Raw genomic sequence first — 26,770 nt, 5'->3', positions numbered from 1 at the left:
ACCTGGCAACACCTTCCGGTCGAGGCGCCATAGCCTGTCGGTGCGGGGAGTCCCCGAGCGGAAGGGGTCTCATGGATGTGGGTCTGGTGCTCGCGTTCTGGGGAGTCGCACTCCTGCTCATCGTGGTGCCCGGTGCCGACTGGGCGTTCACCATCGCTGCCGCGCTCGCCGGTCGGGTGGCGCCCGCGGTCGGCGGGCTGACCGTCGGCTACGCGGGGATGACGGTGGTGGTGGCCGCCGGCCTGGGCGCCCTCGTCGCCGGTACGCCCGCCGTGCTGACGGTGCTCACCGTCGCCGGCGGCGCGTACCTGATCTGGCTGGGCGCCCGCGTCCTGGCCACCCGTACCGGGCCGGTCCCGGCGGCCGGCGGCCCGGGCGTCCGCGAGCGCGACGGCGGCTGGGCGACCGTGGTGCGGGGTCTCGGTGTGAGCGGTCTGAACCCCAAGGCCCTGCTGCTCTTCGTCGCGCTGCTGCCGCAGTTCACCGACCCCGACGGGTCGTGGCCGGTCGCGGTGCAGCTCGGCCTGCTCGGGCTGGTCTTCACCGCCTCCTGCGCCGCGTTCTACGCGACGATGGGTCGCTTCGCCCGCGCCGTGCTGCACGCCCGGCCCGCCGCGGCCCGGCTGGTCAGTCGCCTGTCGGGCCTCGGCATGGTGGTCGTCGGCGTCGGTCTCATGCTGGAGCGGCTCTCGCACTGATGCCGCCCGTCCGGGGAGGACGGGCGGCATCAGTGCGGTCAGCCCAGGACCTTCCGGAGGAAGGCCGCCAGGTTGGCCGCCGTCCGTTCGGCCTTCTGCGGCACGGTGAGGGTCTCGTCGAGGCGCCGTCCCGCGTCCTTCTTGCCCCGCAGGTAGAGCGAGCAGGCCAGGTCGGTGCAGATGTACGCCCCCACGGAGTTGCCCTGCCGCCCGTCGCGCCCGGCTTTGCGCGCGGTCATCAGCGAGACGCCGTCTCCGGTGTGCGTGGTGAGGCACAGCGAGCACATGCTGCGCCGGGCGCGCCCGGTCTGCGGCGCCACCCGCAGGGCCACGCCGACGAGCCCGGCGCCCGACTCGGCCACCAGGTAGGCCCGTTCCTCGGCGGCGGGGTCGCGCCAGCCGAGGAAGTCGAGGTCGGCCCACGGTCGGTCGGCCAGGTCCCGGGGGACGGCCAGGCGCTTGGTCTCGCCCTTCGTGCAGTTGACGAAGGAAGCGCGGATCTCCGTCTCGGTCGTTGGCATCATAGGTACCAGCCTAATACCATTAGGAAAATGGCCAACACGTCTAGGTGTGGAGCGTGACACATGGCCCGTGCGGGGGTGACCGCCGAACGCCTGACCGCGGCGGCGGCCGAGCTGGCCGACGAGGTCGGCTTCGAGAACGTGACGGTCTCGGCGCTCGCGCGCCGTTTCGGGGTCAAGGACGCGAGCCTCTACTCGCACATCCGCAACGCGCGCGACCTGCGGGGCAGGGTGGCGGCCCTGGCCCTCACGGAACTCGCCGACCGGGTCGCGGCCGCGCTCGCCGGCCGCGCGGGCAGGGAGGCGCTGGTGGCCTTCGCCAACGCCTACCGCGACTACGCGCGGCAGCACCCCGGCCGGTACGCCGCCACGCAGCAGGAACTCGACCAGCCCGACCCGGCGACCGTGGCGGCGGCCGTCCGGCACGCGGAGCTGACGCGCGCGATCCTGCGCGGCTACCAACTCTCCGAGCCCGACCAGACGGACGCCGTACGGATGCTGCACAGCACGTTCCACGGCTACGTCACCCTGGAGCGGGCGGGCGGCTTCCGCCACACCCCACGTGCGGTCGACGCGTCCTGGTCGAGGACCCTCGACGCCCTCGACTCCGTCCTGCGCAACTGGCCGCAGTGAACGGCCGGGTGCCGACGAGCGCCGGCGGGACGCCCGCGACGGCGCGCCGGGCGGCCGGGGCGGCGGTCGGTCAGGGTCGGAGCCCGGACACGTCGGACGCGTCCAGATCCGCTCGGGGCCGCAGGAACCGGACGCGGTGCCGCCAGCGGTGGTGTTCGTACGCGGTGTCGACCTCGATCTCCGCGACGACCGTCGGGTCCACCGGGACGTACGGCAGCGGCTCGGGCCGGTCGAGCTGTCCCGACCACGCCGCCGGCAGCGGCTGCGGCCACGGGTGGGCGGGTCCGCCGGGCCCGGCCGGGGTCAGCAGCGGGGCGAGTTCCCGGCGCTGGTGCGGTCGCAGCGGGTGGCTGCGGCCCGTGTAGCGCAGCGTTCCCGTCTCGTCGAGGCGACCCAGCAGCACGGTCTCCGGGTCGTCCGCCGTGCCCGTGACGCCCCCGATGATCGCCTCGGTGCTGCACCACGCCCGGTACTTGCGCCAGCCGCGGCGGCCCGGTTCGTACCGTCCGTCCAGGGTCTTGACCATGACGCCCTCGACGCCGGCCGCGGTCCAGGCGCGCAGCCACTCCATGGCCTGCCCGACGTCGGTGCTCAGCGGCGAGAGGGTGAGGCTCGCCGGCGCGTCGGCGAGCAGGTCGGTCAGCAGCGCCCGGCGCTCGGCCAGGGGCAGGTCCAGCAGGACCCGGTCGGGCGGCGCGCCGAGCAGGTCGAAGAGGACGTAGTTGGCCGGGTGGGCGCGGGCCACGGCGGTCAGCCGCCGGCCGGCCGTGACCCGACGTTGCAGGAGCGCGAAGTCGGTGCGCTCGCCCTGCCAGACGACGAGTTCGCCGTCGAGCACCGTCCCCGGCGGCACGGCCGTGCGGACGGCGCGGGCGATCTCCGGGAAGTACCGGGTGAGGTCCCGGCCCGACCGGGACTGCAGGAACACCGAGTCGGCGCGGCGGAACGCCAGCGCCCGCCACCCGTCCCACTTCGGCTCGTACGCGAGCCCGCGACCCTCGGGCACGGCGTCGACCGCCGCCGCGAGCATCGGCGTGAGCGGTGGGCGGAGGGCCGGCGGCGTGCCGGCGCCGGCCCGGCGGCGGGCCGGGCTCACCCGGTGCGGCGCTTCCCGGCGCGATTGCGAGTACCCCTCATGTCCCCTCCACGGGGATCCTCGCCGAGGAATCCGGCGCCGCGCCGGGAGATGCCGGAGGATGAATGGCCTCCGTGGCCCGGCGTCTGCGCGCCGCGCGCCGGGCGGCCGGGCGGGCCAGACGGCCGGGCGGCCGGCCCGCCGGAGCCCGCAACCGAAATCCCGCACCGTCCGGTCAACCTTCGACGGCAAGGCGTCGTCCTTGGTGGCGACGGAAGGAGAGCCCGTGCGTGGGAAGAGACGCTTCGAGGGACTCGACACCCTCGTGGCCGAACGGGGCGCCGCCCTGCTCGCCACCGCGATACTGCTGACCGGCAGCCGCGCCGCGGGGGAGGACCTGCTGCAGGCGGCGCTGGAACGGCTCATGCGGCACTGGCACCGGATCGACGGTGACCGGGAGGGGTACCTGCGCCGCACGTTGTACCACCTGGCGGTGGACCAGTGGCGGCGCCGCGGGCGCCGGCCCGAGGTGCTGGCCGAGGTGGAGCCGCCCGGCCAGCCCGACGGCACCGACGCGCTGCACCTGCGGCAGGCGCTGGTCCAGGCGCTCGCGACGCTGCCGCCCCGCCAGCGGGCGGTGCTGGTGCTGCGCTACTGGGAGCAGCTCACCGAGGCGGAGTCCGCCGCGGTCCTCGGGTGCTCCGTGGGCACCGTCAAGTCCACCGCCTCGCGGGGCCTGTCCCGCCTGCGCGAGGTAACCGCCGCCTGGGCGCGCGACGACGCCCCAGCCTGGAACGGAGCGGGAACATGACCATCGACATCGAAGAGCAGTTGGCCGCCGGCATGCGCCAGGAGGTCGCCGGCGTCACCCTCGCCACGGACGTCCTCCACGCGGCCACGCGGGCGCACCGCCGCCGCACGCTGCTCCACCGGGGCGCGTACGCCGCCGGCGTGGTGGGCCTCGCGGGCGTGCTGGCCGTCGCCGTCACGACCGGCGGCACCGGCGACACCGCGCCGCAGGCCGGCCCGCCCGCCGTCGCCGGCGAGGCGCCGGCGAACGTACGGCTGGTCGCGGCCGTCGCGGCGAGCGAGAAGACCAGCTACCGGATCCGGGTGACCACCGAGTTCGCGGGGGAGCCGGGCAGCCGGGAGACCGCGGAGGGCGCCTTCGACCCGGCGGCGCGGACGGGCTACCTGCGCACACCCATCGCGGGCGGTCCGGCGTACGCGGAGCAGCGGCTCATCGCGGGTGCCCGCTTCCTCGGCAGCACCGGTTCGGAGACCTGGAAGCAGGAGCGCGGCCGGTACGACCGGCTGGACTACGCCGGTGCGGCGCCGCAGGGGACCGTGGTCGGGTCGGCCGACCCGGAGGACCTGTTCGCGGCGCTGCGCCGCGCCGACGTCGCGGTCAGCCAGACCGGTCCCGACACGTACCACTTCGAGAGCAGCGAGTCCTACGACGACCGGTACGCGAGCGGTACCCGGCGGCTGGTCGGCACCGTGACGGTGCGCGAGGGCCGGATCGCGACGATCGCGTTCGAGTCGACGAACGAGGGCCGGATGAAGCCGGGCGTGAAGCAGGGCGTCAGCTTCGACTCGACCTGGCTCGTGACCGTCGCGCTGTCCGACTACGGCACGCCAGTACGGGTACAGCGGCCGGCCACGGTGGTGGTGGTCCGCTGACCTCGGGCGCAGCGGCCCGCCCCGGGTTCAGGGGCGGGCCGCCGCGTACAGCACGTCACGCAGGCCGGGCAGCCGTTCCCGGTCCGCACGCCACACGAGGCGCAGGCTGAGATCGGGGAGCGGGAGGTCCAGCGGGACGAGGGTGCCGGCGCGGAGGCTGTCGGCCACCGCGAAGCGCGGTAGCAGCGAGATCCCGAGCCCGTGCTCCGCCCAGGCGCGCATCACCGGCACGCCGCCGGCCTTGACCCGCTCGGGTCCGCCGCCGAGGATCCGTTCCCCGGCCATCCAGAACGAGCACTCCGGGACGTTCACCAGGAGCCGCTCGTGCCGGAGGTCGGCGGGGGTCAGCGCCGCTCGGGCCGCGAGCGGGTGCGTCGGCGCGGCGACCAGCACGAGCGGGACGGGGTCGAGGTCGACGAAGGTCAGCGGTTCGGCGGGCGCGGGAAAACCGAGGCCCCCCAGTTCGTCGCCGGAGTCCAGCAGCAGTGCGGCGTCGAGCCGGTGCTCGACCAGATCGGCGAGGAGTCCGGCGCGGGCCCGATCCGAGTGCACCTCGACGTCGACGTCTGGCCGGCGTTCCGCCAGCCGGGCGAGGACGTGCGGCACGTGGGAGCCGGCGAGGGTCTCCAGCGCACCCAGCCGCAACCGCGGCCGTTCGGCCCGTACGTCGAGGGTGGCCTGCTCAACCTGGTCGAGCAGCAGCCGGGCCCATTCCCGCAGCCGTTGCCCCGCCGCGGTCGGCTCCATCCCCTTGGGACCGCGCACGAACAGGTCAACCCCGAGCGCGCCCTCCAGGGTGCGGATCTGCTGCGACACGGACGACGGGGCGAGGCCGAGCGCGACGGCGGCGTCGGTCACCGTCCGGTGCCGGACGACGGCCTGGAAGGTCCTGAGGTGGCGCAGTTCCATGCGGTGCACCAACACCCCGGAGCCTTCGGAGATTCCGAACGCGGCGTGCGGCCGGGGCGGTGGAGCCGAGGTCCCGCGGAACCGACAGTGGCTCCCGTCCCCTCCACACGTCTCCGGGAGCTGTCGCCGGCATGACCCTCGTGAACCCGTCCCCGCCCAGCGCCGCGTACGAGCACCCCACGCCCGGGCGCGCCCGCGCGCTGACGGGCATCTCGCTCGGCTACTTCATGGTGCTGCTCGACATGACGGTGCTGCCCGTCGCCGAACCCGACCTGGCGTCGTCCCTGGGCACCTCGATGGCCGGGCTCCAGTGGGCGACCACCGGCTACACCACGGCGTTCGCCGCGCTGCTGCTGTCGGCCGGTGCGGCGGCGGACCGGTTCGGCGCCGAGCGGCTCTTCCGGCTCGGCACCGCCGTCTTCACCCTCGGGTCCCTGCTCAGCGCGGTCGCACCGGCGCTGTGGACGCTGCTCCTCCTGCGCGCGGTGTCGGGCGTCGCGGCGGCGGCCTGCGTACCCGCCTCGCTCGCGATGATCGCCCGGCTCTACCCCGAGCCCGCCGCGCGGGCGCGTGCCGTGTCGACGTGGGCGGCGATCAGCGGCGCGGCCGTCGCGACCGGCCCGATCGTGGGCGGCGCCCTGGTGGCCACCGCCGGCTGGCGATCGGTCTTCCTGGTCAACGTGCCCGTCGGCCTGCTGGTGCTGGCGCTCACGCGCGGTCGCTCGGTGGTCTGCCCGCGCGGTGACCGACGGATCGACTGGCCGGCGCAACTGGCGGCCGCGGCGGTGCTGGCGCTGCTCACCGACGCGCTGATCGCCGCCGGCGAGCGCGGATGGGGCCACGCCGCATGGTCGTTGGCCGGGTTCGCGGTGTCGGTGCTGGCCCTGTGGGCCCGGGAACGCCGCAGCACGGCACCCGTCCTGAACCGGGCGCTGCTGCGGTCCGCCGGGGTGCGCGCCGGGCTGCTGGCCGCCGCGGCGTCGAACTTCGCGCTGACCGGTGGGCTGTTCGTGCTGCCCCTGCTGCTCCAGCGGGAGTGGCACCTCGACCCGCTGGAGACCGGCCTGGCGTTCCTGCCCCTGACCCTCCCGTTCGTCGCCAACCCGCCGGTCACCGGCCGGATCGTGGCCCGGGTGGGCCCGCGTCGTCCGATCCTCGCCGGGCTGGGCCTGCTGGCCGCCGGCGGCGTCGCCCTGGCCGGCGCCGTCTTCGCCGACGGCGGCTACCCGTGGCTCGCGGTGGGCCTCCTGGTGACCGGCCTCGGCGTCTCCTTCGTCCTGCCGGCCCTGGTCGCGGCCATGGTCAGCGTCGCTCCGCCGGGTACGGCCGGCGCCGTGGGCGGCCTGCTCAACGCCGTCCGCCAGGTCGGCGCCACCCTCGGCGTCGCGTCGATGGGTGCCGCGGTCGCCGCCGGTACCGGGTGGGCCCTGCTGGTGTCGGCCGGCTGTTGTGCGGTCGCGCTGCTGGTGTTCGCGTTCACGCGCCCGGTCACCCCGGCTCCCTGACCGGCCGGCCCCGGCGGCCGGCCGGACCGTCGTCACCCGAGCGTGACGGCGGTGGGCAGCGGCAGGCCCGGCAGGGACGGCAGCGGCAGGATCGGCGGGCCGCTGCCGTCCAGGCCGGGCAGCGACGGCAGCGGCAGGATGGGCGGCAGGGCCGGCGCGCTCGTGGACGGCGCCGGTCGTGGCGGGGACGGCACCGGTGCGCCCCCGGTGTCGCCGGGTGCCGGCGCCGTCGTCGAGCCTGAAGGGGCGGGACTGGCCGGTGCCGCGCCACCGGTCGGGGCGGCCGGAGGCGGAACGACGGGCACCGCCGCCGCGAGGTCACGGTCCAGCGCGTCGAGGTCGGCGCGCAGCCGGGCGGCGATGGCCGCGTCGTCGACGCCGGCCAGGTCGCGGCGAGCCCGTGCGGCGAGGTCCCGCGCCTCGTCGAGCCGGCCGTCGGCCAGCGCCGCGCGCGCCCGGGTCAGGGTGGCCTCGACGTCGCGCACCTGGGCGTGCTCCGGGTAGAGGACACGGGTCAGCGACCACAGTGGGCTGCTGGGGCTGGCATGGCGGCTGCCCACACCGAGGCCGGTGGCGATCGCCAGGAGCGCGACGACCGCGGCGGCGAGGCGCAGCGCGCCCCGACCGGCCGGCGCCTGCCCGGTGACCGGCACCGGTGGCCCGACGTCCGCCGCGGCACGGATGAGCCGCTGCTCGCCGTCGTCGTCGACGTCCGTACGCCAGGCGGCCAGCATCGCGGCGACGTCGTCGCCGTCGGGGGCGGGGTCGCCGCGGCCGAGCGCGTCGAGGAGCTCGTCGTCCCGGGCGATCGTCGCCAGGTCCAGCTCCTCCCCGCCGTCGCGGGCCTGCTCGGTCATGCCGCCACCTCGCCGAGTGTGTCGCCCGCCAGCGTACGGAGCCGGGCCAGCGCGCGGGACTGGGCCACCCGCACCGCGGCCGCCGACATGTCGACGATCGCGCCCACCTCCTCGGCGGAGAGCCCGACCGCCACCCGCAGGACGACGATCTCCCGCTGCGTGTCGGGAAGCTGGTCCAGCAGCCCGGAGAGCCGGCGGGCCAGGTCGGTGGCGACGGCCCGCTGTTCGGGGCCGGGTGCCGCGTCGGGCGTCTCCGGCGGCGGGTCGGCGGCGGTCACGGACGCCGCCCGGACCGCGGCCCGTTGCGCGTCGGCCACCTTGTGCCCCGCGATCGCGTAGACGAACGCGGAGAACGGCGTGCCCTGCTCGCGGTACCGGGGCAGGGCCCGCAGAACGGCCAGGCAGATCTCCTGCGCCACGTCGTCGGCCGTGGTGTACGCCCCGCCGATGCGGCCGAGCCGGGCCCGGCAGTAGCGCACCAGCCCCGGACGGACGTCCGCGAGCAGCATCGCGGTGGCCGTCCGGTCGCCCTGGGCGGCCCGGCGGACGAGCTGAGGCTCGATGGTGGTCGTCATCGCGTCGGGGGGCACCTTCGTTACCGGCCGGTTAACGCGCACGCTATCGACCCGCTCGCCGGCGCGCCAGTTCACGCTCCGTCACCCGGCGGTGCCGCAAAGAAGTCTGTTGCGTTCGGACGGCCCGCCGCGATGTCTCCTATAGCGACCGGGAGGGGGAGGACGATGGGCGTCGAGGTGGCCGTGCAGGGGCTCACCAAGTCCTTCAATGGCCAGCCGGTGTGGTCCGACATCAGCCTCACCCTCCCGGCCGGCGAGATCTCGGTGCTGCTCGGCCCCTCCGGCACCGGCAAGTCGGTGTTCCTCAAAACCCTGGTGGGCCTGCTCCGCCCGGACCGGGGCTCCATCGTCATCGAGGGCCTCGACCTGCCGCGCCTCTCCGAGCGCGCCCTCTACGAGGTCCGCAAGCTCTTCGGCGTGCTGTTCCAGGACGGCGCCCTGTTCGGGTCGATGACCATCTACGACAACGTGGCGTTCCCGCTGCGCGAGCACACCCGCAAGACCGAGGCGGAGATCCGTGCCGTCGTCACCGAGAAGCTGGACATGGTGGGCCTGGTCGGCGCGGAACGGAAGCTGCCCGGTGAGATCTCCGGTGGCATGCGCAAGCGGGCCGGGCTGGCCCGGGCGCTCGTCCTCGATCCGCGGATCGTCCTCTTCGACGAGCCCGACTCCGGGCTCGACCCGGTGCGCACCGCCTACCTCAACCAGCTGATCATCGACCTCAACCAGCGCACCGAGGCGACGTTCCTCATCGTCACCCACGACATCAACACCGCCCGGACGGTGCCCGACAACATCGGCCTGATCTACCACGGGCACCTGGCGATGTTCGGGCCCCGGGAGATGCTGCTCTCCAGCACCGAACCGGTGGTGCGGCAGTTCCTGAACGCGCAACGGATCGGCCCCATCGGCATGGCCGAGGAGAAGGACGCCGAGGAGCTGGCGGCGGAGGCGCAGGCCGGGGTCGAGCTGCCCCCGCTGCCGCCCATCCCGCCGCAGCTGCCGCCGTCGGACGGGCGGCCCCGCCGGGCCGAACGGCCGCCCGGCCAGTGGTGCCGCGAGCACGGCGTCACCCCACCACCCGGCTCCTTCACCGGCGCCGAGTGGTCCGGCCAGCGCGACCACCAGGCCGGGCCGGTCGGCACGGGAGGTGGGCCCCGGTGAGCGCACCCGTCACGGCCGTACGCCGCTCCGGCGAGTTCTTCGCGTTCTGTCTGGACGCCCTGCGTGGGCTCGGCCGCCGGCCGGTGCAGGTGCGGGAGTTCGTCCAGCAGGCGTGGTTCATCAGCTCGGTGTCGATCCTGCCCGCCGCGCTCGTGTCCATCCCGTTCGGCGCGGTCATCGCGTTGCAGCTCGGCTCCCTGGTCCGCCAGCTCGGCGCGCAGTCGTTCACCGGCGCCGCGTCGGTGCTCGCCGTCGTACGGGAGGCCGGCCCCATCGTCACCGCGCTGATCATCGCCGGCGCCGGGGGCTCGGCCATCTGCGCCGACCTCGGATCCCGGAAGATCCGCGAGGAACTGGACGCCATGCAGGTGCTCGGCATCGACCCGATCCAGCGGCTCGTGGTGCCCCGTGTGCTCGCCTCGATGCTCGTCGCCGTCCTGCTCAACGGCCTGGTGAGCGTGGTCGGCGTGAGCGGCGGCTACGCCTTCAACGTCGTCATGCAGGGTGGCACCCCCGGGGCGTACCTCGCGAGCTTCCAGGCGCTCGGCCAACTGCCCGACCTGCTCGTCGGCGAGGTGAAGGCGCTGCTGTTCGGCGCCGCCGCGGCGCTGGTCGCCTCGTACAAGGGGATGACCGCGAAGGGCGGCCCGAAGGGTGTGGGTGACGCGGTCAACCAGAGTGTGGTCATCACGTTCATGCTGCTGTTCGCGCTGAACTTCCTCGTCACGGCCGTGTACTTCCAGGTCGTACCGCAGAAGGGAAGCTGACGTGGCGCTGCTGCGACTCCTCGACGGCCTGGGCGGCCAGCTCGCCTTCTACCTGCGGGCGTTCGCCTGGAGCCCTCGCACGCTGCGCCGGTACAAGCGCGAGGTCGTACGGCTGCTCGCCGAGATCAGCTTCGGCACGGGCGCGCTCGCCGTGCTCGGCGGCACCGTCGGCGTGATCTGCTTCCTCACCTTCTTCACCGGCACCGAGGTGGGGTTGCAGGGCTACCAGGCGCTGAACCAGATCGGCAGCAGCGCGTTCACCGGCTTCGTCTCCGCGTACTTCAACACCCGGGAGATCTCGCCGCTAGTGGCCGCGCTGGCCCTGTCGGCCACCGTGGGGTGCGGGTTCACCGCGCAGCTCGGCGCCATGCGGATCTCCGAGGAGGTGGACGCGCTCGAGGTGATGGGCGTGCCGTCCCTGCCGTTCCTGGTCACCACCCGGATGATCGCCGGCTTCATCGCGGTGATCCCGCTGTACGTGGTGGGCCTGCTCGCCAGCTACCTGGCCACCCGCACCATCGCGGTCTTCTACTTCGGACAGTCCGCCGGCACGTACGACTACTACTTCCACCTCTTCCTACCGCCGGGTGACGTCCTCTGGTCGTTCGGCAAGGTGCTCGTGTTCAGCGTGATCGTCGTGCTCGTGCACTGCTGGTACGGCTACACGGCGAGCGGCGGCCCGGCCGGGGTCGGCGTGGCCGTCGGGCGGGCCGTACGCCTGGCCATCGTGGCGGTCAACGTCGTCGACTTCTTCCTGTCGCTCGCCATCTGGGGCGCCACCACCACCGTCCGGATCGCGGGGTGAGCATGAGACATCGCATCCTCGGCATCGTCTTCGTCGCCGTCCTCACCGCGGCGCTGACCGCCTCGGTGCTCCAGTACCGCAAGGCGTTCACGCCGGTCGCCTGGGTCACCCTGCACGCCGACCGGGCCGGCCTCCAGCTCACCGACGGCGCGGACGTGAAGGTGCGCGGAGTGCTCGTGGGCGAGGTGCGTTCGGTGCGGGGCACCGGCGAGGGCGCGGTGCTCCGGCTGGCGCTCGACCCGGCCCGCACCGACCGCATCCCCGCCGACGTGACCGCCCGCCTGCTGCCCAAGACGCTCTTCGGTGAGCGCTACGTCGAGCTGGTCCCACCGGCCGGCGGCGGCGCAGGGCCGATCCGCGACGGCGCCGTCATCGACCAGGACCGCAGCCGTACGGCCGTCGAGCTGGAGCGGGTGCTGGACGAGGCGCTGCCGCTGCTCCAGTCGATCCGCCCCGACCAGCTCGCCGCCACGCTGTCCGCGCTCGCCACCGCCCTGGAGGGACGCGGCGAGCGCCTCGGCGCGACCGTCGAGCGGCTGGGGGCGTACCTGCGCGAACTCAACCCGGCGATGCCCACGATCGCCGAGGACGTCCGGAAGCTCGCCACCGTGCTGGACAGCTACGACGCGGCCCTGCCCGACCTGGTGTCGCTGCTGCGCGACGTCACCGTCACGGCCGCCACGGTCACCGACCAGCGCACCCAGCTCGCCGCGTTCCTCACCGACACCACCGGCACCGCCGAGGCGGCCGAGGGCTTCCTCGACCGGCACGGCGACCAGCTCATCCGGCTCGGCGACGTCAGCCGGCCGGTGCTCGAACTGCTCGCCGCGTACGCGCCGGAGTACCCGTGCCTCGTCGACGGCCTGGTCGCCCTGCAACCCCGGGTGGAGGAGGTCTTCGCGGGCGGCCGGATGCACATCACGCTCGAGGTCACCCGCGACGGTGGGCCGTACGAGCCGGGCCGGGACGAGCCGGTCTACGGCGCGCGCAACGGCCCGCAGTGCCACGGGCTGCCGCACCCGCCCGTTCCCGCGCCCGAGGTACCGGTGAACGACGGCTACGACTACTCCGGCGACCGGCCGCACCCGCTGCTGCGGGTCGGCGTACCGGGCCCGGCGCCCGCGAAGCCACCCGCGGCTCCCGCCCGCCCGGTCGCCCCCGCCGACGCCACCCTGCCCGTGGAGATGGGCCGGGCCGGCACCGGCGAGGAACAGGCCCTCGTCCGGCCGCTGCTCGGGGCGCTCACCGGCACCCTCCCCGCGGAGGTCCCGGACATCGCCGTCCTGCTGTGGGGGCCTTTGCTGCGCGGTGGGGTGGTGAACGCGCGATGAGCGGGAAGACCAGGGGTCCGCTGGTCAAGCTGCTGATCTTCGCGGCGGTGACGGTGCTGCTGACCGGGCTGCTCGCGCAGACCCTGGGCGCCTTCCCGCCCGGCGGCGCCACCTACCGGGCCCGGTTCACCGACGTCACCGGGCTGCTCCCGGGCGACGACGTCCGGGTCGCCGGGGTCCGGGTCGGCAAGGTCCGCGACATCCGCGTGGTCGACGACAGCGTCGCCGAGGTGGCCTTCACGGTGGCCGACGACCTGCCCCTCGCCACGAGCGTACGGGCCAAGATCCGTTACCGGAACCTGGTGGGCCAGCGCTACCTGGCGCTGACCGAGGGGCCGGGGGACGGCCGCCCGCTGCCGGCCGACGGGCTCATCCCGCTCGCGCAGACCACGCCGGCGCTCGACCTGACCACGCTGTTCAACGGGTTCCGGCCGCTGTTCACGGCGCTGGACCCGGACGACGTCAACAAGCTCGCCTACGAGATCATCCAGGTGTTCCAGGGCGAGGGCGGCACCGTGTCCAGCCTGCTCCAGCGCACCGCGTCGCTCACCAACACCCTCGCCGACCGCGACGCCGTCATCGGCCGGGTCGTCACCAACCTCAACGAGGTGCTGGGCACGCTGGCCGGCCGGGACGCCGAACTCGACCGGACCATCACCCAGGTGCAGCAGTTCGTCTCCGGCCTCGCGGCGGACCGCACCGCGATCGGCGACGCGCTGACCAACCTCGGCGAACTCACCGACGTGACGGCCGGGCTGCTGGACGAGGCCCGACCCCCGCTCGCCGCCGACGTGCGTGCCCTCGGGGACCTGGCCGGCACCCTCGACCGCAACGCCGCGGTCATCGACGGCACCCTCGGCCGGCTGCCCGGACGGTACGAGTCGCTGACCCGCGTCGCCTCCTACGGCTCGTGGTTCAACTTCTACCTCTGCGACTTCGACGGCCGCGTGGCGGTCGCCGGTCACGCCCCGCTCAACCCGGCGACGCTCAGCGCGCCGGCCGCCCGCTGCGCCACCGGGGGGAGCCAGTGAGACCGTTCCGCGAACGCAACCCCGTCGTCGTCGGCGTCGTCGGGCTGACCCTCGTCGCCGCCGCCCTGCTCGGCGCCTTCCAGCTCGACCGGCTGGCGGCGCTCACCGGCCGGACGTACCAGGCCGCCTTCCACGACGCGAGCGGCCTCGCCGCCGGCAACGAGGTCCGGGTCGCCGGGGTCCGGGTCGGTGCCGTGACCGCCGTGGAACTGGCCCGCGACACCCAGCCGTACGTGCGGGTCCGGTTCCGGGTCGACGACGACGGCGTACGGCTCGGCCGGGACACCGGCGCCACCATCCGGATCAAGACGGTGCTCGGCCAGAAGTACCTCGCCCTCGCCCCGGCCGGACCGGGACGGCTGCCCGAGGGCGGGCGCATCCCGCTGGACCGTACGGCGGCGCCGTTCGACGTGGTGCAGGCCGTCACCGGCCTGGCCGACACCCTCGACCGGGTCGACACCGACCAGCTCGCGACCGCGTTCCGCACGCTCAGCGACACGTTCGCCGACACACCGGGGAGCGTCCGGTCGTCCCTCACCGGGCTCTCGCGCCTGTCCCGCACGGTGGCCGAACGGGACGCCGAACTGCGCGCCCTGCTCGGGCGGGCCCGCCAGGTCACCGACGTGCTCGCCACCCGCGACGAGGAGTTCCGCCGGCTGGTCACCGACGGCGAGGCGCTGCTGGCCGAGGTGAGCCGTCGCCGTGACGCCATCCACCGGCTGCTGGTCGGCACCGACGAGCTGGCCCGGCAGCTGTCCGGCCTGGTGGCCGACAACCGCGCCCAGCTCGAGCCGGCGCTGCGCAAGCTGCGCGACGTGGTGGCCGTGCTGCAACGCAACCGCGACGAACTGGAGCAGACGATCCAACGGATGGCGCCGTTCGTCACCGCCTTCGCCAACGTGGTCGGCAACGGCCGCTGGTTCGACTCGTACGTGAGCGGCCTCGTGCAGCCCTACGTGCCCACGGGAGGACGCTGATGCCCGGCCCGATCCGCGGCTGGCGCCGACCGGTCGCCGCCGCCACCGTCCTGGTGACCGCGCTCGCCGCCGGCCTGGTCGCGTGGCGTCACGAACCGGCCCAGCGTCGCGTGGTCGCCTACTTCACCCGGGCCGTCGGGGTCCACCCCGGCTCGGACGTGCGGGTGCTCGGGGTGCGCGTCGGCGAGGTCTTCGACGTCACCCCGCAGGGCCGGGTGGTCCGGGTGAGCATGCGCTACGACCCCGACGTCAGCGTGCCCAGCGGCGCGCAGGCCGTCATCGTGCCCCCCAGCGTGGTGAGCGACCGGTACGTGCAGCTCACGCCGGCCTTCACCGGCGGCGCCGCGCTGCCCGACGGTGCGGAGATCCCGATCGAACGCACCGCCGCGCCCATGGAGATCGACGACATCTACCAGGCGCTCGACGAGTTCAACCGGACGCTCGGCCCGCAGGGGGCGAACAGGGACGGCGCACTGTCCGACCTGCTCGCCACCGGTCGGGCCAACCTCGACGGCAACGGCGACGACCTGCACGAGACCCTGACCGGCCTGTCCCAGGCGCTCGACACGCTCTCCGACGGCCGGCAGGACCTGTTCGCCTCGGTCGCCAACCTGCAACGGTTCACCACCGCGCTGGCCCGCAGCGACCAGCAGGTACGCGGATTCCAGCAGCAGCTCGCCGACGTCGCCGAGCAGCTCGCGGGCGAGCGGGACGAGCTGGCGGCGGCACTGCGCAACCTCGCGGCGGCGCTCGGCGAGGTCACCACGTTCGTCCGCGCCAACCGCGACGAGCTGACCGGCAACGTCGCGGCGCTGGCCGACGTGACCGGCGTGCTCGTCCGGCAGCAGAAGGCCGTCATCGACATCCTCGACGTGGCGCCGCTGACGCTCAACAACCTCGCGCTCGCGTACAACCCGCGCTCGGGCACCCTCGACACCCGCGACAACGTGATGGGCCCGTACGACCCGGCCGGCTTCGTCTGTTCCCTGATCGTCGACCAGCTTCCCGGCGCGAAGGTGCCCGAGACCTGCACGGCGCTCGCCCAGACCCTCCACGCGCGCGGCCTGCCGATGACCGACCAGCTGCGCACACTCCTCAAGCTGCCGCCCGGTGCCCCGTCGACCGGCTCGACACCACCGGCACGTCCTCCGGTCAGCTCCGCCGGTGGACCGAGCCCCGACGGGGCGCCGGGCGGCCCCGGCATCACTCCCGACCTCACCCTCGGCGGCATCCTGCGAGGTGCGTCGTGAGCGCGGGCCGCGCCCTCGGGCGGACGCCGGCCGGCGCGCGGGTGCGGCGCGCGCTGGCCGGCGCGCTCGCCGTGCTGCTGCTGCCCACCGGGTGCGGCCTGCCCGAGCTGGCCGACCTGCCGCTGCCCGGCGGAGCGCCGGCCGGTGACGGCTACACCGTCACCGCCGAGTTCACCGACGTGCTCGATCTGGTGCCGCGGGCCGCCGTGAAGGTCGACGACGTGACGGTGGGCAGCGTCGAGAAGATCTCCCTGGCCGGCTGGACCGCCCGGGTACGGCTGCGCATCGACCGCGCGGTGCGGCTGCCCGCCAACGCCACGGCCGCGGTGCGGCAGAGCAGCCTGCTCGGCGAGAAGTACGTGACGGTCGCCCCGCCTCCCACCGGCGCGGCCGGCCGGCTCGCCGACGGCGACGTCATCCCGCTGTCGCGCACCCGCCGGGGCGCGGAGGTGGAGGAGGTGCTGGCCGCCCTCGGCCTGCTGCTCAACGGCGGCGGCCTGGCCCAGTTGCGCACCATCAACGAGGAGCTGGGCCGTGCCCTCGACGGGCGGGAACCGGCCGTCCGGGACGCGTTGCACCAGCTCGACACGTTCGTCGGCGGGCTCGAGCGGCAGAAGGCCGACCTGGTCCGGGCCATCGAGGCGCTCGACCGCCTCACCGACCGGCTCAGCCGGCAGCGGCAGGTGGTCGGCGAGGCGCTGGACTCGCTCGCGCCGGGGCTGACCGTGCTGGCCGACCAGCGGGCCCAGCTCACCCACGCGCTGACCGCCCTCGGCGAGCTGGGCAAGGTCGGCACCCGGGTGGTCGACCGCAGCCGGGACGACACCCTCGCGAGCCTGCGGGCGCTGCAACCGATCCTGGAGCAACTGGCCCGTGCCGGCGACGACCTGCCGAAGTCGTTGGACTTCATGCTGTCGTACCCGTTCCCGCCGAACGTCGACGGCGCGATCGTCGGCGACTTCGTGAACCTCGCGATCACCGCCGACCTGGACGCCGCCACCATCCTGTCCAACCTGGTCGTCGCGGCACCGCCGCCGGCCGCGCCGGCCGCGCCGGCGGCCCGGCCGTCCACACCGGACACGAAGCGGCCGTCCGCGAGGCCGGGCACGGCCACCCCGAAGCCCCGTCCGGGCACCGGTCCGGGGGACGAGGACGACCGGCCCGCCCTGCCACCGCTCACCGAGTGCCTGCCCGACCTGGCCCACTTCCCGAGCACCTGGACCCCGCCGACGGCCTGCCTCCTGCCGAAGGGGTGCACGCTGCTCAAGCCCGGGTCGGTGGTGCCGCTCGGTGGTCTCGTTCTGCCCAAGGGCCTGGTGCCACCCGGCACCGCGTTCCCGGCCGGAACGGAACTGCTGCCCGGCACGGTGCTCACCGCGGAGTGCGTGCTGCCGGTGACCGGCGCGGTGACCGGGCTCATCGGCGATCTGGGCGACGTGCTGGGTGGAGGGTTGCGATGATCGGACGGACCGCGAAACTCCAGGTCCTGGTGTTCGTGCTGGTGAGCCTGCTCGGCGTCGGGTACGTCGGCGTCCGCTACGTCGGGCTCGGCGACCGGCTGCTCGGCGGCGGCTACCTCGTCCACCTGGATTTGGCCCGTGCCGGCGGGATCTTCCCGCACGCCCCGGTCACCTACCGGGGCGTACCGGTGGGCCGGGTCACGGCCGTCGAGCTGCGCGACGGCGGTGTCCGGGCGGAGCTGCGGATCGAACGCGGCGTACGGGTCCCCGCGGCGCTGCGCGCGGTCGTGACCCAGCGCTCGGCCGTCGGCGAGCAGTACGTCGACCTGCGCCCGGACCGCGACGGCGGCCCGTACCTCACCGACGGCGCGGTGATCCCGGCCGACCGCACCGGCGTCCCGCTCGCACCGGAGACGCTGCTCACCAACCTCGACGCGCTGGTCCGCTCGGTGGACGCCGAGGACCTCACGGTGCTCATCGGTGAGCTGGGCGCCGCGTTCGAGGGCAACGAGCAGGCGCTGGCCCGCATCCTCGACGCCGGTGACGCGCTGCTCGCCGACGCCGCCGCGCGGCTGCCCGAGACGCTGGCCCTGATCCGCGACGGCCGTACGGTGCTGACCACCCAGGCCGAGTCCTCCGAGGCGTTGCGCCGCTGGTCGGCGGGGCTCGCGGCGCTGGCGGCCACCGTCCGCTCCGCCGACCCGGACCTGCGGCGGCTGCTCGCCGAGGGGCCGCCGGCGGGCGCGGAACTGCGGGCGCTGCTGCGTGGCCTGGAGCCGACGGTGGGCACGCTGCTCGGCAACCTGGTGAGCACGGGCGGCGTCGCGGCCCGCCGGCTGCCCGGCATCGAGCAGCTGCTCGTGGTGTACCCGATCGCCGTGGCCGGCGGGTTCACGGTGACGCCCGGCGACGGCACCGCCCACCTCGGGCTGGTGCTCAACGTGAACGACCCGCCGTCCTGTGTGTACGCGGGCGGCGGGACGCGCTGCGGTGACCGGGAACGAGGGGCCGGGGGAAGCGTGCGCGGCGCCGCCAACGCCCCGCGTCCGTCCGGGCGGGACGCCGCGCCCGCGTCCGGCACCGCCGGGCCCGCGCCCGTCGCTCCCGGCGGGTACGACCCCGCGACCGGTCTCGTGCTCAGCTCGGACGGGCGACCGCTGCAGTTCGGCGGCACGGGCGGGCAGTACCGGACGGCCGGGGACCAGTCGTGGAAACAGCTGCTGCTCGCCGGGGTGACACCGTGACCGGCGACGACGAGGGAGGTGACGGCGTGCCGACCCGCAGGGAGCGGACGCTCAGAGTGATCAAGGGGGCGAAGGCTGGTACCCCCGGCCGGCCCGTACGGCGCCGGATCGTCACCCGCCCCGCGCCCGCCCCGGACGGCGGGATCGAGGAGGTGCTGGAGCGGCTCGACCGGGAGCCCGTCGAGGATCCCCTGGAGGCCGGTGACCTGACCGTGGTCGGCGATCCGGCCGAGGTCGAGGACCTGCCCGGCCCCGACGAGGCGGACGACGCCGACGGTCCCGCCTCGACCGGTGGAGCCACGGCGGCCGGACGGAGCCCGACCGACGACGACCCCGGGCAGCCCGCCGACGACACCACGCAACCCGCCGACGACCCCGGGCAGCCCGCCGACGACCGTGGGAACCCCGAGGACGCCGGGCCGGGCCGACGCCGGGCGCTGGCCGGCCTGCTGGTGGTGCTCCTCGCCGCCGCCCTGGCCGGCGCCGGGGTGTACGGGCACCGGTGGTACGTGGCGCGGTCCACCGAGCAGGCCCGGCAGGGCGCGCTCGCGGCCGCCCGGCAGGCCAGCGTCAACTTCGTGTCGGTGAGCGCGGCCAGTGTGGACCGCGACCTGCAACGGATCACCGCGGGCGCGACCGGGGAGTTCCGGGACGAGTTCAGCCGCGGTCAGGCCCAGGTCCGCACGGCCGTCGTGGAGAACAAGGTGGACTCGAAGGGCACGGTGCTGCGCGCCGGGCTGGTCTCCGGTGACCGGCGCCGCGCGGTGGCGCTGGTGGCCGTCGACGCCACCGTGAAGAACGTCAAGGCGCCGCAGGGCCGCCCGTCGCACTACCGGATCCAGCTCGACCTCGTGCGGGACCGGGACTCCGGCGACTGGCTCGTGGCGAAACTGCAGTTCGTCGGATGACGCGCGGGAGGTCGACCATGCGTACCCCACGCCTTCGGCGGCGGGACCGCTCCCCGCGCCGCCGCCGGTTCCCCCTGGTGGCGGCGCTCGCCGTGATGACGGTGCTCGCGGCCGCCGTGGCCGCCCTCGCCTGGTACGGCGACCGGAGCGCCGCCCGGCGGGACGAGGCGGTGCGCCAGGCGCTGGCCACGGCGCCGGCCGCGGCGAAGGCCATCTTCTCGTACGACTACCGCACGTTCGACGAGAGCGTCGCGAACGGGCGGACGTTCGCGACCGGCGCGTTCTCCGACGAGTACGCCCGGACCACCGCCACCCTCAAGGAGACGGCCGGCAAGCAGCAGGCCGTGGTGCTGGCCGAGGTGTCCGCCACGGGAGTGGTGAGCGCGACGCCGGATCGGGTGGAGCTGCTCGTCTACCTCAACCAGTACCGGCGCAACGTGAGCACGGCGGGGGAGAAGGTCGACCAGAACCGGGTGGTGCTCACGCTCGTGCCGGTCGGCGGTGAGTGGAAGGTGTCCCAGGCCACGGCCATCTGACAGCGGCGGGTCGGCGCGACGCGTTCAGCCGCCGCGGCGACCGTCGTACCGGCCGGCGGAGTCGGTGAGTTCCCAGAACTCGGCGGGCAGCTGGGTGACGACGTCGTCGTACGCGCCCGGCGGGAGGGCCTCGCGGAGCGTGTCGAAGACCGCGCGCACCCCGTCCCGGGCCGTCGACTCGTCCACCTCGGCCCGCCCGCGCACCTGGTTGAGGAACGAGGTGAAGCTGAAGCGGCCGCTCTCCCCGGCGGGCCCGTGGGCGTACCCCCGCAGCTCCTCGGGGAGCTGGGCCGCCAGATCCTTGGCCTCGCCGCTCTCGATGCGCTCGGCCAGCGTGGTGAGCGTGGCGCGCGTGATGGCGGTCGCCTGCTCGGGCGACGTGCGCAGGCGTTTCGCCACCGAGTCGATGAACTCGCTGTTCTGCACCTTCGCGGCCTCCCTCTGGGACGGGACAGCGGCGTCTACCCGCGTGCCGGGGCGGCAAACCGGCGCGGTGGCGCGACCGCTCAGGCCGGCGCGGGCTCGGTACGCCGGACCGCCAGCACGGCGACGTCGTCGGTGGCCGCCGCCTCGGTGAGCAGGGCGGCCATCGCGGCGCTGCACATCGCGTCGGCGGACCCGCACTCCAGCGAGCGGCGGAGGATCTCGATCCCCTCGTCGAGGGGGCGGCTCCGCCGCTCGATGAGGCCGTCGGTGTAGAGGAAGAGGCAGCTTCCGGGCGCCAGCGCGGCCCGGATGCGGTGCCGGGGCGTGTTCCGGTAGGCGCCCAGCGGGAGGTCCGGGGCGACCGGGATCGGCCGGGTGGGCTCGCCCGGCGCCGCGACGAGCGGAGGCAGGTGCCCCGCGCTGGAGACGGTGATCGTGCGCAGCGCCGGGTCCACGACGGCGTAGAGGGCCGTGGCCATGACGTCCGGCTCGAACAGCTGCACCTTGCGGTCGAGGCGGGTGAGCACGTCGGCCGGGTCGTCGGTCTCCAGCGCGTACGCGCGCAGCGCACTGCGGATGCGACCCATCACCACCGCCGCCCGCAGGCCGTTGCCGGCGACGTCACCGATGGCGACGCCGATGTGCCCCGAGGGCAGGGGGAAGAGGTCGTACCAGTCGCCGCCGACGCCCACCGCGGTGCCGGGCACGTACCGGGCGGCCACGTCGAGGCCGGGCACCGCCTGCGGCCGGGCGGGCAGCAGGCTGCGTTGCAGGGCCACCGCCGCGGCCCGGTCGAGCCGGGACAGTCGGGCCTGGGTGGCGAGGCTCGCCCGGTCGGCCACCAGCCGGAGCAGCTCGACGTCGTCGTCGCTGAACCGGCGCGGGGTCAGCGTGCCGACGTGCAGCACCCCGATGACCCGCGGGCCGTCGAGCATCGGCACGCCGAGGAGGGAGGCCACACCCCGGTTGACCAGGATCGGGTTGATGACGTTGGTGTCGACGTGTTCGAGCATGACCGGCTCGCCGCGGGCGGCGACGGAGCCCGCGAAGCCCCGGCCGACCGGGATCCGGACACCCTGACGCACCTCCTGTTCGAGGCCGCTCGCGGCGGTGGCCACCAGTTCGGCGCCGGTCGGGTCGAGCAGCAGGATCGCGGCCGTGTCGGCCTGGAGCAGGTCGCGGGTGCGCTCCAGCAGTTCGTCGAGCAGATCCTCCAGGCCGAGCTGGGACAGCGCGGCGTCGGTCACGGTCTGCAACCGGCGGAGCTTCTCCTCGCTGCCGGCCCGTGATACGTCGCCGCTCATCACCATCGCATCCTCAACCGATCACCGAGGGTGCCGTCACGTGCCGGACCCGGTCGGCCCGCACCAGCACACCGCCCCTACCCGTGCGCCGGCGTCGTGAGGTGGTCCCACACGCCGGTCATCCGGAGGAGTTGGCCGACCATGCCCCGGGCGTTGGTGACGTGGTAGGACGTGCCCCGCTCGTCGGCCAGTCGCCGCCCGCGGAGCAGCACGTTGATCCCGGCGGAGTCCAGGAAGGTGACGTCGCCCAGGTCGACGGTGACCGTGGTCGCCGGGCCCGCCACGGCGTCCTCGATCGCGCGTGACAGGTCGTCGGCGGTGGAGAGGTCGACCTCGCCGCGCGCGGCCACGGTGACGGCGTCGGCGTCATGGCGGTGGGAGAACGACAGCGCCACGGCATCACACCTCCTCTCGCGTCCCGGGCTGCGGGGTCGTGCTGACTTTATAGTGGGTCACCGGCATTGTGGCGTCTCGGGCGCGCGACGCCGGTCGTGGGTCAGGTTCCCGGGGTGAGGACGTGTGGATGTGACATCAGCCGACGGGCCGGAGACAGCTCCGGTCGCGGCGACGGTACGCGGTGTCACAGCGCCAGGCGTCGCCACCGTCCGTCACCGGGTGACCGACGCGGCGTTACGGGCCGGCCTCGCCCCCGATCAGGCGGAGCAGTTCACCATCGCCGTGAACGAGGCGATGATCAACGCGATCCAGCACGGCGGAGGCGCCGCCGACGTCACCGTGAGCGCCGGGTCCGGGCTCGTGGTGGTGAGCGTCCGCGATCACGGCAGCGGGATCCCCGAGCACGTCGCACCGCACCTGCCGTCGCCCCAGACGCTGGGCGGGCGCGGGCTCTGGCTGGTGCAGCAGCTCTGCGAGAACGTGACCATCGACACCTCCGGTTCCGGCACCGTCGTCACCTTGAGCGCCGTGGCGGCACCGGGTGTGACATCCGACCCCCGGGGCTGACGCGCAACCGCCGCCGCACCATCCACCGGCCGGCGCAGCCCGGAGACGGCGAAGGGGTCCCGCGGCGCGGTGCCGGCGCCACGGGACCCCGTCCGGGTGGGAAATTGTCAGTGGGACAGGGACGCCGTCCGCGCAGCCTCCTCCTGGGCCCGCCGCTGGTCACCGCTGAGCGTGTGCAGCGGCTTCTCGCGGATGAAGAGGACCACGACCATCGCGAGCAGGGCCAGTGGCGCGCCGAGCAGGAACAGTTCGGCGGTGGCGCTCCCGTACACGTCCTGCACGATGCGCAGCACGGGGGCGGGCAGCGTGGAGAGGTCCGGGACCGCGGCGGACGAGCCGCCGCCGGCCGCGGCGGGGCCGAGCTTCTCCGTCATGAGGTCGGTGATCCGGTTGGCCAGCACGGCGCCCAGCGCGCTCACGCCGATGGCGCCGCCCATGCTCCGGAAGAAGGTCAGCACGGACGTGGCCGCGCCCAGCTCGTGGGCGGGCACGTCGTTCTGGGCGGCCAACACCAGGTTCTGCATGAGCATGCCGACGCCGATGCCGAGCACGGCCATGTAGATCCCCAAGACGACCACGCTGGTCCGCGCGTCGATGGTCCCGAGGAGGACCATGCCGGCCGTCATGATCGCCCCGCCGGTCACCAGGAACATCTTCCAGCGGCCGTACTTCGTGATGAGCTGACCGGCGACGGTCGACGACACGAGCAGGCCTAAGATCATCGGAAGGCTCATGAGACCGGCCACGGTCGGCGACTTGCCGAGCGAGATCTGGAAGTACTGGGACAGGAACACCGTGCCGCCGAACATCGCCACACCGACCAGCACGCTCGCCACGGTGGCCAGCGAGACCGTCCGGTTCCGGAAGATGTCCAGCGGGATGATCGGCTCGGCGGCCCGGGACTCCACGAACACGGCCACCGCGAGCAGGGCGACACCGCCGGCGACCATGAGCGCCGTCCAGCCGGACGCCCAGGCGAACTTGTTGCCGGCCAGCGAGGACCAGACCAGCAGCAGCGACACGCCGGTGGTGATCAGGGCGGCGCCGAGCCAGTCGATCTTGACCTCGCGGCGGACGACGGGCAGGTGGAGCGTCCGCTGGAGCAGGAAGATCGACAGCAGGGTGAACGGGACGCCGATCAGGAAGCACCAGCGCCAGCCGAGCCAGGAGGTGTCGACCAGGACGCCGCCGATCAGCGGGCCGGCGATGGTGCCCACGCCGAACACCGCGCCGAAGATGCCGGCGTACCGGCCGAGCTCCCGGGGCGGGATCATGGCGGCCATCACGATGGTGGCGAGGGCGGTCATGCCGCCCGCGCCGACGCCCTGGACGATCCGGCTGACGAGCAGGATCTCGACGTTCGGGGTGAAACCGGCGATCAGCGAGCCGACCACGAACAGCCCCAGCGACAGCTGGATGAGCAGCTTCTTGCTGTAGAGGTCGGCCATCTTGCCCCACAGCGGCACGGTCGCCGTCATGGCCAGCAACTCGGTGGTGACGATCCAGGTGTAGACCGTCTGGCTGCCGTGCAGGTCGGCGATGATGCGCGGCAGCGCGTTCGCCACGACCGTGGAGGCGAGGATCGACACGAACATGCCGACCATCAGGCCGGAGAGGGCCTGCAGGACCTCGCGGCGGGACATGCGTGCCGGGCCGGCCTCGGTGGCGTCGGCGGGCACGGTGGGTGCGGTCATCTGCTTCCTTGTCTCGTCGGTGGAAGGGGTCGGGTCAGTGCGCCGGCGGGGGATCAGGCAGGCCGGCGGCGAGCGCGTCGAACGCCTCGTCCACCAGGTCGCTCAGCGACCGGGCGCCCCCGGCCGCGGCCCACCGCAGCATGGCGGTGCGGAAGGCGGCGCCGGTCACGGTCGTGAGCAGGACCGGAAAACCGTGGTCCGGGGGTACGCCCACCCGCGCGGCGACGGCCGCCGTGACGGCACGTTCGGCCTCGGTGCCGGCCGCGACCAGGCGGGGGAGCAGGGCCGGGTTCCGCTCGACCACCGCCATGCGCAGCAGCCACCGCTCGCGGTCGGCCTGCATGCCGTCGATCACCTCGCCGAGGGCCGCGCGGACGGCCGCGAGGGCGGGAACCGCCGGAGGGACCCGGGCGAGACGCGCCGTGAACCGGTCGCTGTCGATCATGTGGTCGCCGAGGAGCGCGTCGTCCTTGCTCGGGAAGTAGTTGAAGAACGTCCGCGACGAGACGTCGGCCGCCGCGCTGATGTCCTCGACGGTCACCTGTTCGAGCCCACGTTCGGCGACCAGCCGGAGCGCGGCGGTGGCCAGGGCGTCCCGGGTCTGCCGCTTCTTGCGGTCGCGCAGGCCGGCGGGAGCGGGGTCGAGGGCCACGCGGTCAAACGTAGAAAGGATCTTTCAGCCTCCGCAAACTTTCGTGCTCTGAAGTGAGCAGGCTAACGTCGTGGGCCCTACTCCGCCGTGACCGCCGCCCGGAGGCGGCGACGATGGTTGCGGCCCACCACGGTCTCGGTGACCGCCGCGACGACGCAGACCACCGCGAGCCAGGCGACCGACCGCGACGCCGAGATCCGGGCTGTGACCGGGAGGAGCGCGAGCAGCACGGCCGCCGCCAGGAGCCGGGGCCAGACGACCGGCAGGACCAGGCGGCTGAGCCGCACCTGGAACGCGGCGTGGGCGAGCAGGTACAGCGCCACCCCGCCGTACATGGTGTACCGGCCGAGGTCGTCGAGCGGGGCGCCCGACCGGTAGCTGGGAGCGGTCGTCACGAGGGCGGGCGTGTGCTTCAGGCCGGCCGCCAGCAGGATGATGCCGGCGATCATCGGCAGGTGCAGGTAGCTGTAGGCGTCCCGGGCCAGCGTCACCCAGTGCCGGGGTTCGGCCCGGCGCAGCGCGTGCTCGCCCACGAGCGCGGAGATGTCGAAGTAGATCCACTCCAGCGCACCGGCCACCACGACGGCGAGCGCGGAGGTGAAGATGAGGCCGCGCGAGTTCGGGAGGTCTGCGCCGGCGATCCCGACCGCCACCAGCACCTCGCCCAGCGCCACGATCACGATGAGGCTGTGCCGTTCGGTCCAGTGCCCGGCGGAGAAGACGGCGCGCTCGGGCACGGGCAGCAGCAGCGCCGCGCCGTACTCCACGGCGATGGCGAGGACCCAGAGCGCCACCTGGCCGTAGCGCACCGTCGTCCCGTCCAGGCCGGATCCCGGCAGCAGCGCGGAGAACAGCAGCAGGAGGGTGGCGAGCAGCGCCGGCGCGAGGAGCGCCGCGACGTCGCGCCCGCGCAGCGGGTCGGACGCGTAGAGCCGCAGCGCCAGGTAGAGGAGCCGCACGACGAAGAAGGTGGCCACGAACACCACCGGCGTCGCGTGACCGCCGCCGGGGAAGTCGTTGAACGCCTCCCGGGTGTTCACGGCCAGTACGAACATGACCGGCGTGGTGACGAGGAGCACCAGCCGGGACAACCCGTAACTGCCCCGCACCCGGTTGCCGAGCCACGCGAACAGCGACCAGGTCCACCAGAGCATGGTCAGGACGAGCAGCCCGTGCAGGACGCCCAGCGCGCTGGCCTCGCTCGCCATGAGCGTGGTGACCTGGATGAACGCGAACACGAAGACCACGTCGAAGAAGAGTTCCGCGGTGGTGACGCGGGTCCGTTCCTCGACGGGCCGCAGCCCCGGGCGCAGCGGTGGAGTCAACCGGTCGGGGCCGGCCGCGCCGGGGTCACCCACCGGCGGCGGGCGGGTGCGGTGCCGGGACGATCACGAAGCCTCCTCCACCCCTGCCAGCGGGCCGGGCGCGCGTTCCCGCGGGTCCGTCCGGCAAACCCGGCGTACCGGCCTTCAGGACTCCTCGCTCGGCGCGGTGTCCGGCGCCCGGGCGTCGTCGTCGGTCCACGCGTCGTCGTCGAGATCGGCGGGCGGCTCCGGCTCGCGGCGCGCCGGCCGCGGGCGCTCCCGCGCGGGCGGGCGCTGCTCGTCGGAACCCTGCGACATGGTGGCCTCCCGGCGCTTCCTGGCGCCCGGCATCCGCGGGCCCGCCCCGGATACCCGTGGCCGTGGCGCCGACACACCGCACCCGCGACCGGCCCGCTCGCCGCGCGGGCGCCGGCAGTCGTCCGTGGACCCCGGCGGCCGGCGACACCCGGGACCCGCGGCTTGTGTGTGCCGCGCTCA

Annotated in this window: 29 protein-coding genes; 17 read left to right on the top strand and 12 right to left on the bottom strand. The window is 74.5% G+C overall.

Annotation, left to right across the window (positions count from 1 at the left end; genetic code table 11):
* Positions 1-71 precede the first annotated feature (71 nt).
* A complete protein-coding gene (locus D7193_RS02075) occupies positions 72-698 on the top strand; it encodes a LysE family translocator (RefSeq protein WP_120777677.1) in 627 nt (208 codons plus the stop codon).
* 38 nt (positions 699-736) lie between these two features.
* Here the strand turns inward: D7193_RS02075 and D7193_RS02070 are convergent, their stop codons facing one another.
* Positions 737-1,222 carry an FBP domain-containing protein gene (locus D7193_RS02070; RefSeq protein ID WP_120777676.1) on the bottom strand — a complete coding sequence of 162 codons (486 nt, stop codon included), beginning with the start codon at positions 1,220-1,222 and terminating at the stop codon, positions 737-739.
* A gap of 60 nt (positions 1,223-1,282) precedes the next feature.
* Here D7193_RS02070 and D7193_RS02065 point away from each other — a divergent pair, with 60 nt between their 5' ends.
* Positions 1,283-1,852, top strand: coding sequence for a TetR/AcrR family transcriptional regulator (locus tag D7193_RS02065; protein ID WP_120777675.1), 570 nt, complete (start codon positions 1,283-1,285; stop codon positions 1,850-1,852).
* Between the two features lie 70 nt (positions 1,853-1,922).
* Here D7193_RS02065 and D7193_RS02060 read toward each other — a convergent pair whose 3' ends face one another.
* Positions 1,923-2,948 carry an ATP-dependent DNA ligase gene (locus D7193_RS02060; RefSeq protein ID WP_241562785.1) on the bottom strand — a complete coding sequence of 342 codons (1,026 nt, stop codon included), beginning with the start codon at positions 2,946-2,948 and terminating at the stop codon, positions 1,923-1,925.
* 265 nt (positions 2,949-3,213) lie between these two features.
* Between D7193_RS02060 and D7193_RS02055 the strand changes: the two genes are divergently transcribed.
* Both D7193_RS02055 and D7193_RS02050 read left to right on the top strand, forming a co-directional pair.
* A complete protein-coding gene (locus tag D7193_RS02055; RefSeq protein WP_120777674.1) occupies positions 3,214-3,738 on the top strand; it encodes a SigE family RNA polymerase sigma factor in 525 nt (174 codons plus the stop codon).
* The gene (locus tag D7193_RS02050) at positions 3,735-4,610 is read left to right on the top strand and encodes a hypothetical protein (protein ID WP_120777673.1); all 876 of its coding nucleotides are present in this window, start codon (positions 3,735-3,737) and stop codon (positions 4,608-4,610) included. Before D7193_RS02055 ends, D7193_RS02050 begins: the two co-directional genes overlap by 4 nt.
* 27 nt (positions 4,611-4,637) lie before the next feature.
* Here the strand turns inward: D7193_RS02050 and D7193_RS02045 are convergent, their stop codons facing one another.
* Positions 4,638-5,519 (bottom strand): LysR family transcriptional regulator, encoded by an 882-nt coding sequence (locus tag D7193_RS02045; protein WP_120777672.1) that lies wholly within the window; start codon positions 5,517-5,519, stop codon positions 4,638-4,640.
* A gap of 131 nt (positions 5,520-5,650) precedes the next feature.
* Between D7193_RS02045 and D7193_RS02040 the strand changes: the two genes are divergently transcribed.
* Positions 5,651-7,024 (top strand): MFS transporter, encoded by a 1,374-nt coding sequence (locus tag D7193_RS02040; protein WP_120777671.1) that lies wholly within the window; start codon positions 5,651-5,653, stop codon positions 7,022-7,024.
* A 32-nt stretch (positions 7,025-7,056) separates the two neighbouring features.
* Here D7193_RS02040 and D7193_RS02035 read toward each other — a convergent pair whose 3' ends face one another.
* Together D7193_RS02035 and shbA are read right to left on the bottom strand one after the other, a co-directional pair.
* On the bottom strand, positions 7,057-7,881 hold the full coding sequence (locus D7193_RS02035; RefSeq protein WP_120777670.1) for an anti-sigma-D factor RsdA: 825 nt from the start codon (positions 7,879-7,881) through the stop codon (positions 7,057-7,059).
* Positions 7,878-8,456 (bottom strand): RNA polymerase sigma factor ShbA, encoded by a 579-nt coding sequence (gene shbA, locus D7193_RS02030; protein ID WP_120777669.1) that lies wholly within the window; start codon positions 8,454-8,456, stop codon positions 7,878-7,880. Before shbA ends, D7193_RS02035 begins: the two co-directional genes overlap by 4 nt.
* A 165-nt stretch (positions 8,457-8,621) precedes the next feature.
* Between shbA and D7193_RS02025 the strand changes: the two genes are divergently transcribed.
* The 11 genes from D7193_RS02025 to D7193_RS01975 are packed head-to-tail and all read left to right on the top strand — an operon-like array spanning position 8,622 to position 19,929.
* Entirely contained in the window at positions 8,622-9,620 is a 999-nt protein-coding gene (locus D7193_RS02025) for an ABC transporter ATP-binding protein (protein WP_120777668.1), read from the top strand.
* Positions 9,617-10,387 carry an MlaE family ABC transporter permease gene (locus tag D7193_RS02020; RefSeq protein ID WP_120777667.1) on the top strand — a complete coding sequence of 257 codons (771 nt, stop codon included), beginning with the start codon at positions 9,617-9,619 and terminating at the stop codon, positions 10,385-10,387. Before D7193_RS02025 ends, D7193_RS02020 begins: the two co-directional genes overlap by 4 nt.
* 1 nt (position 10,388) lies before the next feature.
* Positions 10,389-11,192: an MlaE family ABC transporter permease gene (locus D7193_RS02015; protein ID WP_120777666.1), complete on the top strand. Its 804-nt coding sequence runs from the start codon at positions 10,389-10,391 to the stop codon at positions 11,190-11,192.
* Between the two features lie 2 nt (positions 11,193-11,194).
* On the top strand, positions 11,195-12,523 hold the full coding sequence (locus D7193_RS02010) for an MCE family protein (protein WP_120777665.1): 1,329 nt from the start codon (positions 11,195-11,197) through the stop codon (positions 12,521-12,523).
* On the top strand, positions 12,520-13,554 hold the full coding sequence (locus D7193_RS02005; RefSeq protein WP_120777664.1) for an MCE family protein: 1,035 nt from the start codon (positions 12,520-12,522) through the stop codon (positions 13,552-13,554). Before D7193_RS02010 ends, D7193_RS02005 begins: the two co-directional genes overlap by 4 nt.
* Positions 13,551-14,531, top strand: coding sequence for an MCE family protein (locus tag D7193_RS02000; RefSeq protein WP_120777663.1), 981 nt, complete (start codon positions 13,551-13,553; stop codon positions 14,529-14,531). The genes D7193_RS02005 and D7193_RS02000 overlap by 4 nt, the downstream gene beginning before the upstream one ends.
* Positions 14,531-15,781, top strand: a complete 1,251-nt coding sequence (locus D7193_RS01995) for an MCE family protein (protein ID WP_120777662.1) — start codon at positions 14,531-14,533, stop codon at positions 15,779-15,781. The genes D7193_RS02000 and D7193_RS01995 overlap by 1 nt, the downstream gene beginning before the upstream one ends.
* Complete coding sequence (locus tag D7193_RS01990; RefSeq protein ID WP_241562784.1) at positions 15,778-17,241, top strand: MCE family protein; 1,464 nt, start codon at positions 15,778-15,780, stop codon at positions 17,239-17,241. The genes D7193_RS01995 and D7193_RS01990 overlap by 4 nt, the downstream gene beginning before the upstream one ends.
* Positions 17,238-18,485 carry an MCE family protein gene (locus D7193_RS01985; protein WP_120777661.1) on the top strand — a complete coding sequence of 416 codons (1,248 nt, stop codon included), beginning with the start codon at positions 17,238-17,240 and terminating at the stop codon, positions 18,483-18,485. The genes D7193_RS01990 and D7193_RS01985 overlap by 4 nt, the downstream gene beginning before the upstream one ends.
* Complete coding sequence (locus tag D7193_RS01980; protein ID WP_120777660.1) at positions 18,482-19,393, top strand: hypothetical protein; 912 nt, start codon at positions 18,482-18,484, stop codon at positions 19,391-19,393. The genes D7193_RS01985 and D7193_RS01980 overlap by 4 nt, the downstream gene beginning before the upstream one ends.
* A gap of 17 nt (positions 19,394-19,410) precedes the next feature.
* Positions 19,411-19,929 carry a hypothetical protein gene (locus D7193_RS01975; RefSeq protein ID WP_147434312.1) on the top strand — a complete coding sequence of 173 codons (519 nt, stop codon included), beginning with the start codon at positions 19,411-19,413 and terminating at the stop codon, positions 19,927-19,929.
* Positions 19,930-19,953: 24 nt separating this feature from the next.
* Here D7193_RS01975 and D7193_RS01970 read toward each other — a convergent pair whose 3' ends face one another.
* From D7193_RS01970 to D7193_RS01960, 3 genes are all read right to left on the bottom strand, one after another.
* Entirely contained in the window at positions 19,954-20,355 is a 402-nt protein-coding gene (locus D7193_RS01970) for a DUF2267 domain-containing protein (protein ID WP_120777658.1), read from the bottom strand.
* A gap of 80 nt (positions 20,356-20,435) precedes the next feature.
* A complete protein-coding gene (locus D7193_RS01965) occupies positions 20,436-21,659 on the bottom strand; it encodes a PP2C family protein-serine/threonine phosphatase (protein ID WP_120779179.1) in 1,224 nt (407 codons plus the stop codon).
* Positions 21,660-21,736: 77 nt separating this feature from the next.
* Positions 21,737-22,054 (bottom strand): STAS domain-containing protein, encoded by a 318-nt coding sequence (locus D7193_RS01960; RefSeq protein WP_158674756.1) that lies wholly within the window; start codon positions 22,052-22,054, stop codon positions 21,737-21,739.
* Between the two features lie 124 nt (positions 22,055-22,178).
* Between D7193_RS01960 and D7193_RS01955 the strand changes: the two genes are divergently transcribed.
* Positions 22,179-22,622, top strand: coding sequence for an ATP-binding protein (locus D7193_RS01955; RefSeq protein WP_120777656.1), 444 nt, complete (start codon positions 22,179-22,181; stop codon positions 22,620-22,622).
* 107 nt (positions 22,623-22,729) lie between these two features.
* On the opposite strand, the gene D7193_RS01950 is transcribed toward D7193_RS01955, so the two are convergent.
* From D7193_RS01950 to D7193_RS33345, 4 genes are all read right to left on the bottom strand, one after another.
* Positions 22,730-24,316, bottom strand: coding sequence for an MDR family MFS transporter (locus tag D7193_RS01950; RefSeq protein WP_120777655.1), 1,587 nt, complete (start codon positions 24,314-24,316; stop codon positions 22,730-22,732).
* Positions 24,317-24,350: 34 nt separating this feature from the next.
* Complete coding sequence (locus D7193_RS01945) at positions 24,351-24,968, bottom strand: acyl-CoA-like ligand-binding transcription factor (RefSeq protein ID WP_120777654.1); 618 nt, start codon at positions 24,966-24,968, stop codon at positions 24,351-24,353.
* A 77-nt stretch (positions 24,969-25,045) separates the two neighbouring features.
* Entirely contained in the window at positions 25,046-26,326 is a 1,281-nt protein-coding gene (locus tag D7193_RS01940; RefSeq protein WP_120777653.1) for a low temperature requirement protein A, read from the bottom strand.
* Positions 26,327-26,437: 111 nt separating this feature from the next.
* The gene (locus D7193_RS33345) at positions 26,438-26,590 is read right to left on the bottom strand and encodes a hypothetical protein (RefSeq protein ID WP_158674754.1); all 153 of its coding nucleotides are present in this window, start codon (positions 26,588-26,590) and stop codon (positions 26,438-26,440) included.
* Positions 26,591-26,770 lie beyond the last annotated feature (180 nt).

Source organism: Micromonospora costi, assembly GCF_003626655.1.
GTDB classification, from domain to species: domain Bacteria; phylum Actinomycetota; class Actinomycetes; order Mycobacteriales; family Micromonosporaceae; genus Micromonospora; species Micromonospora costi.
This window is presented reverse-complemented; position numbering and strand designations above follow the sequence as displayed.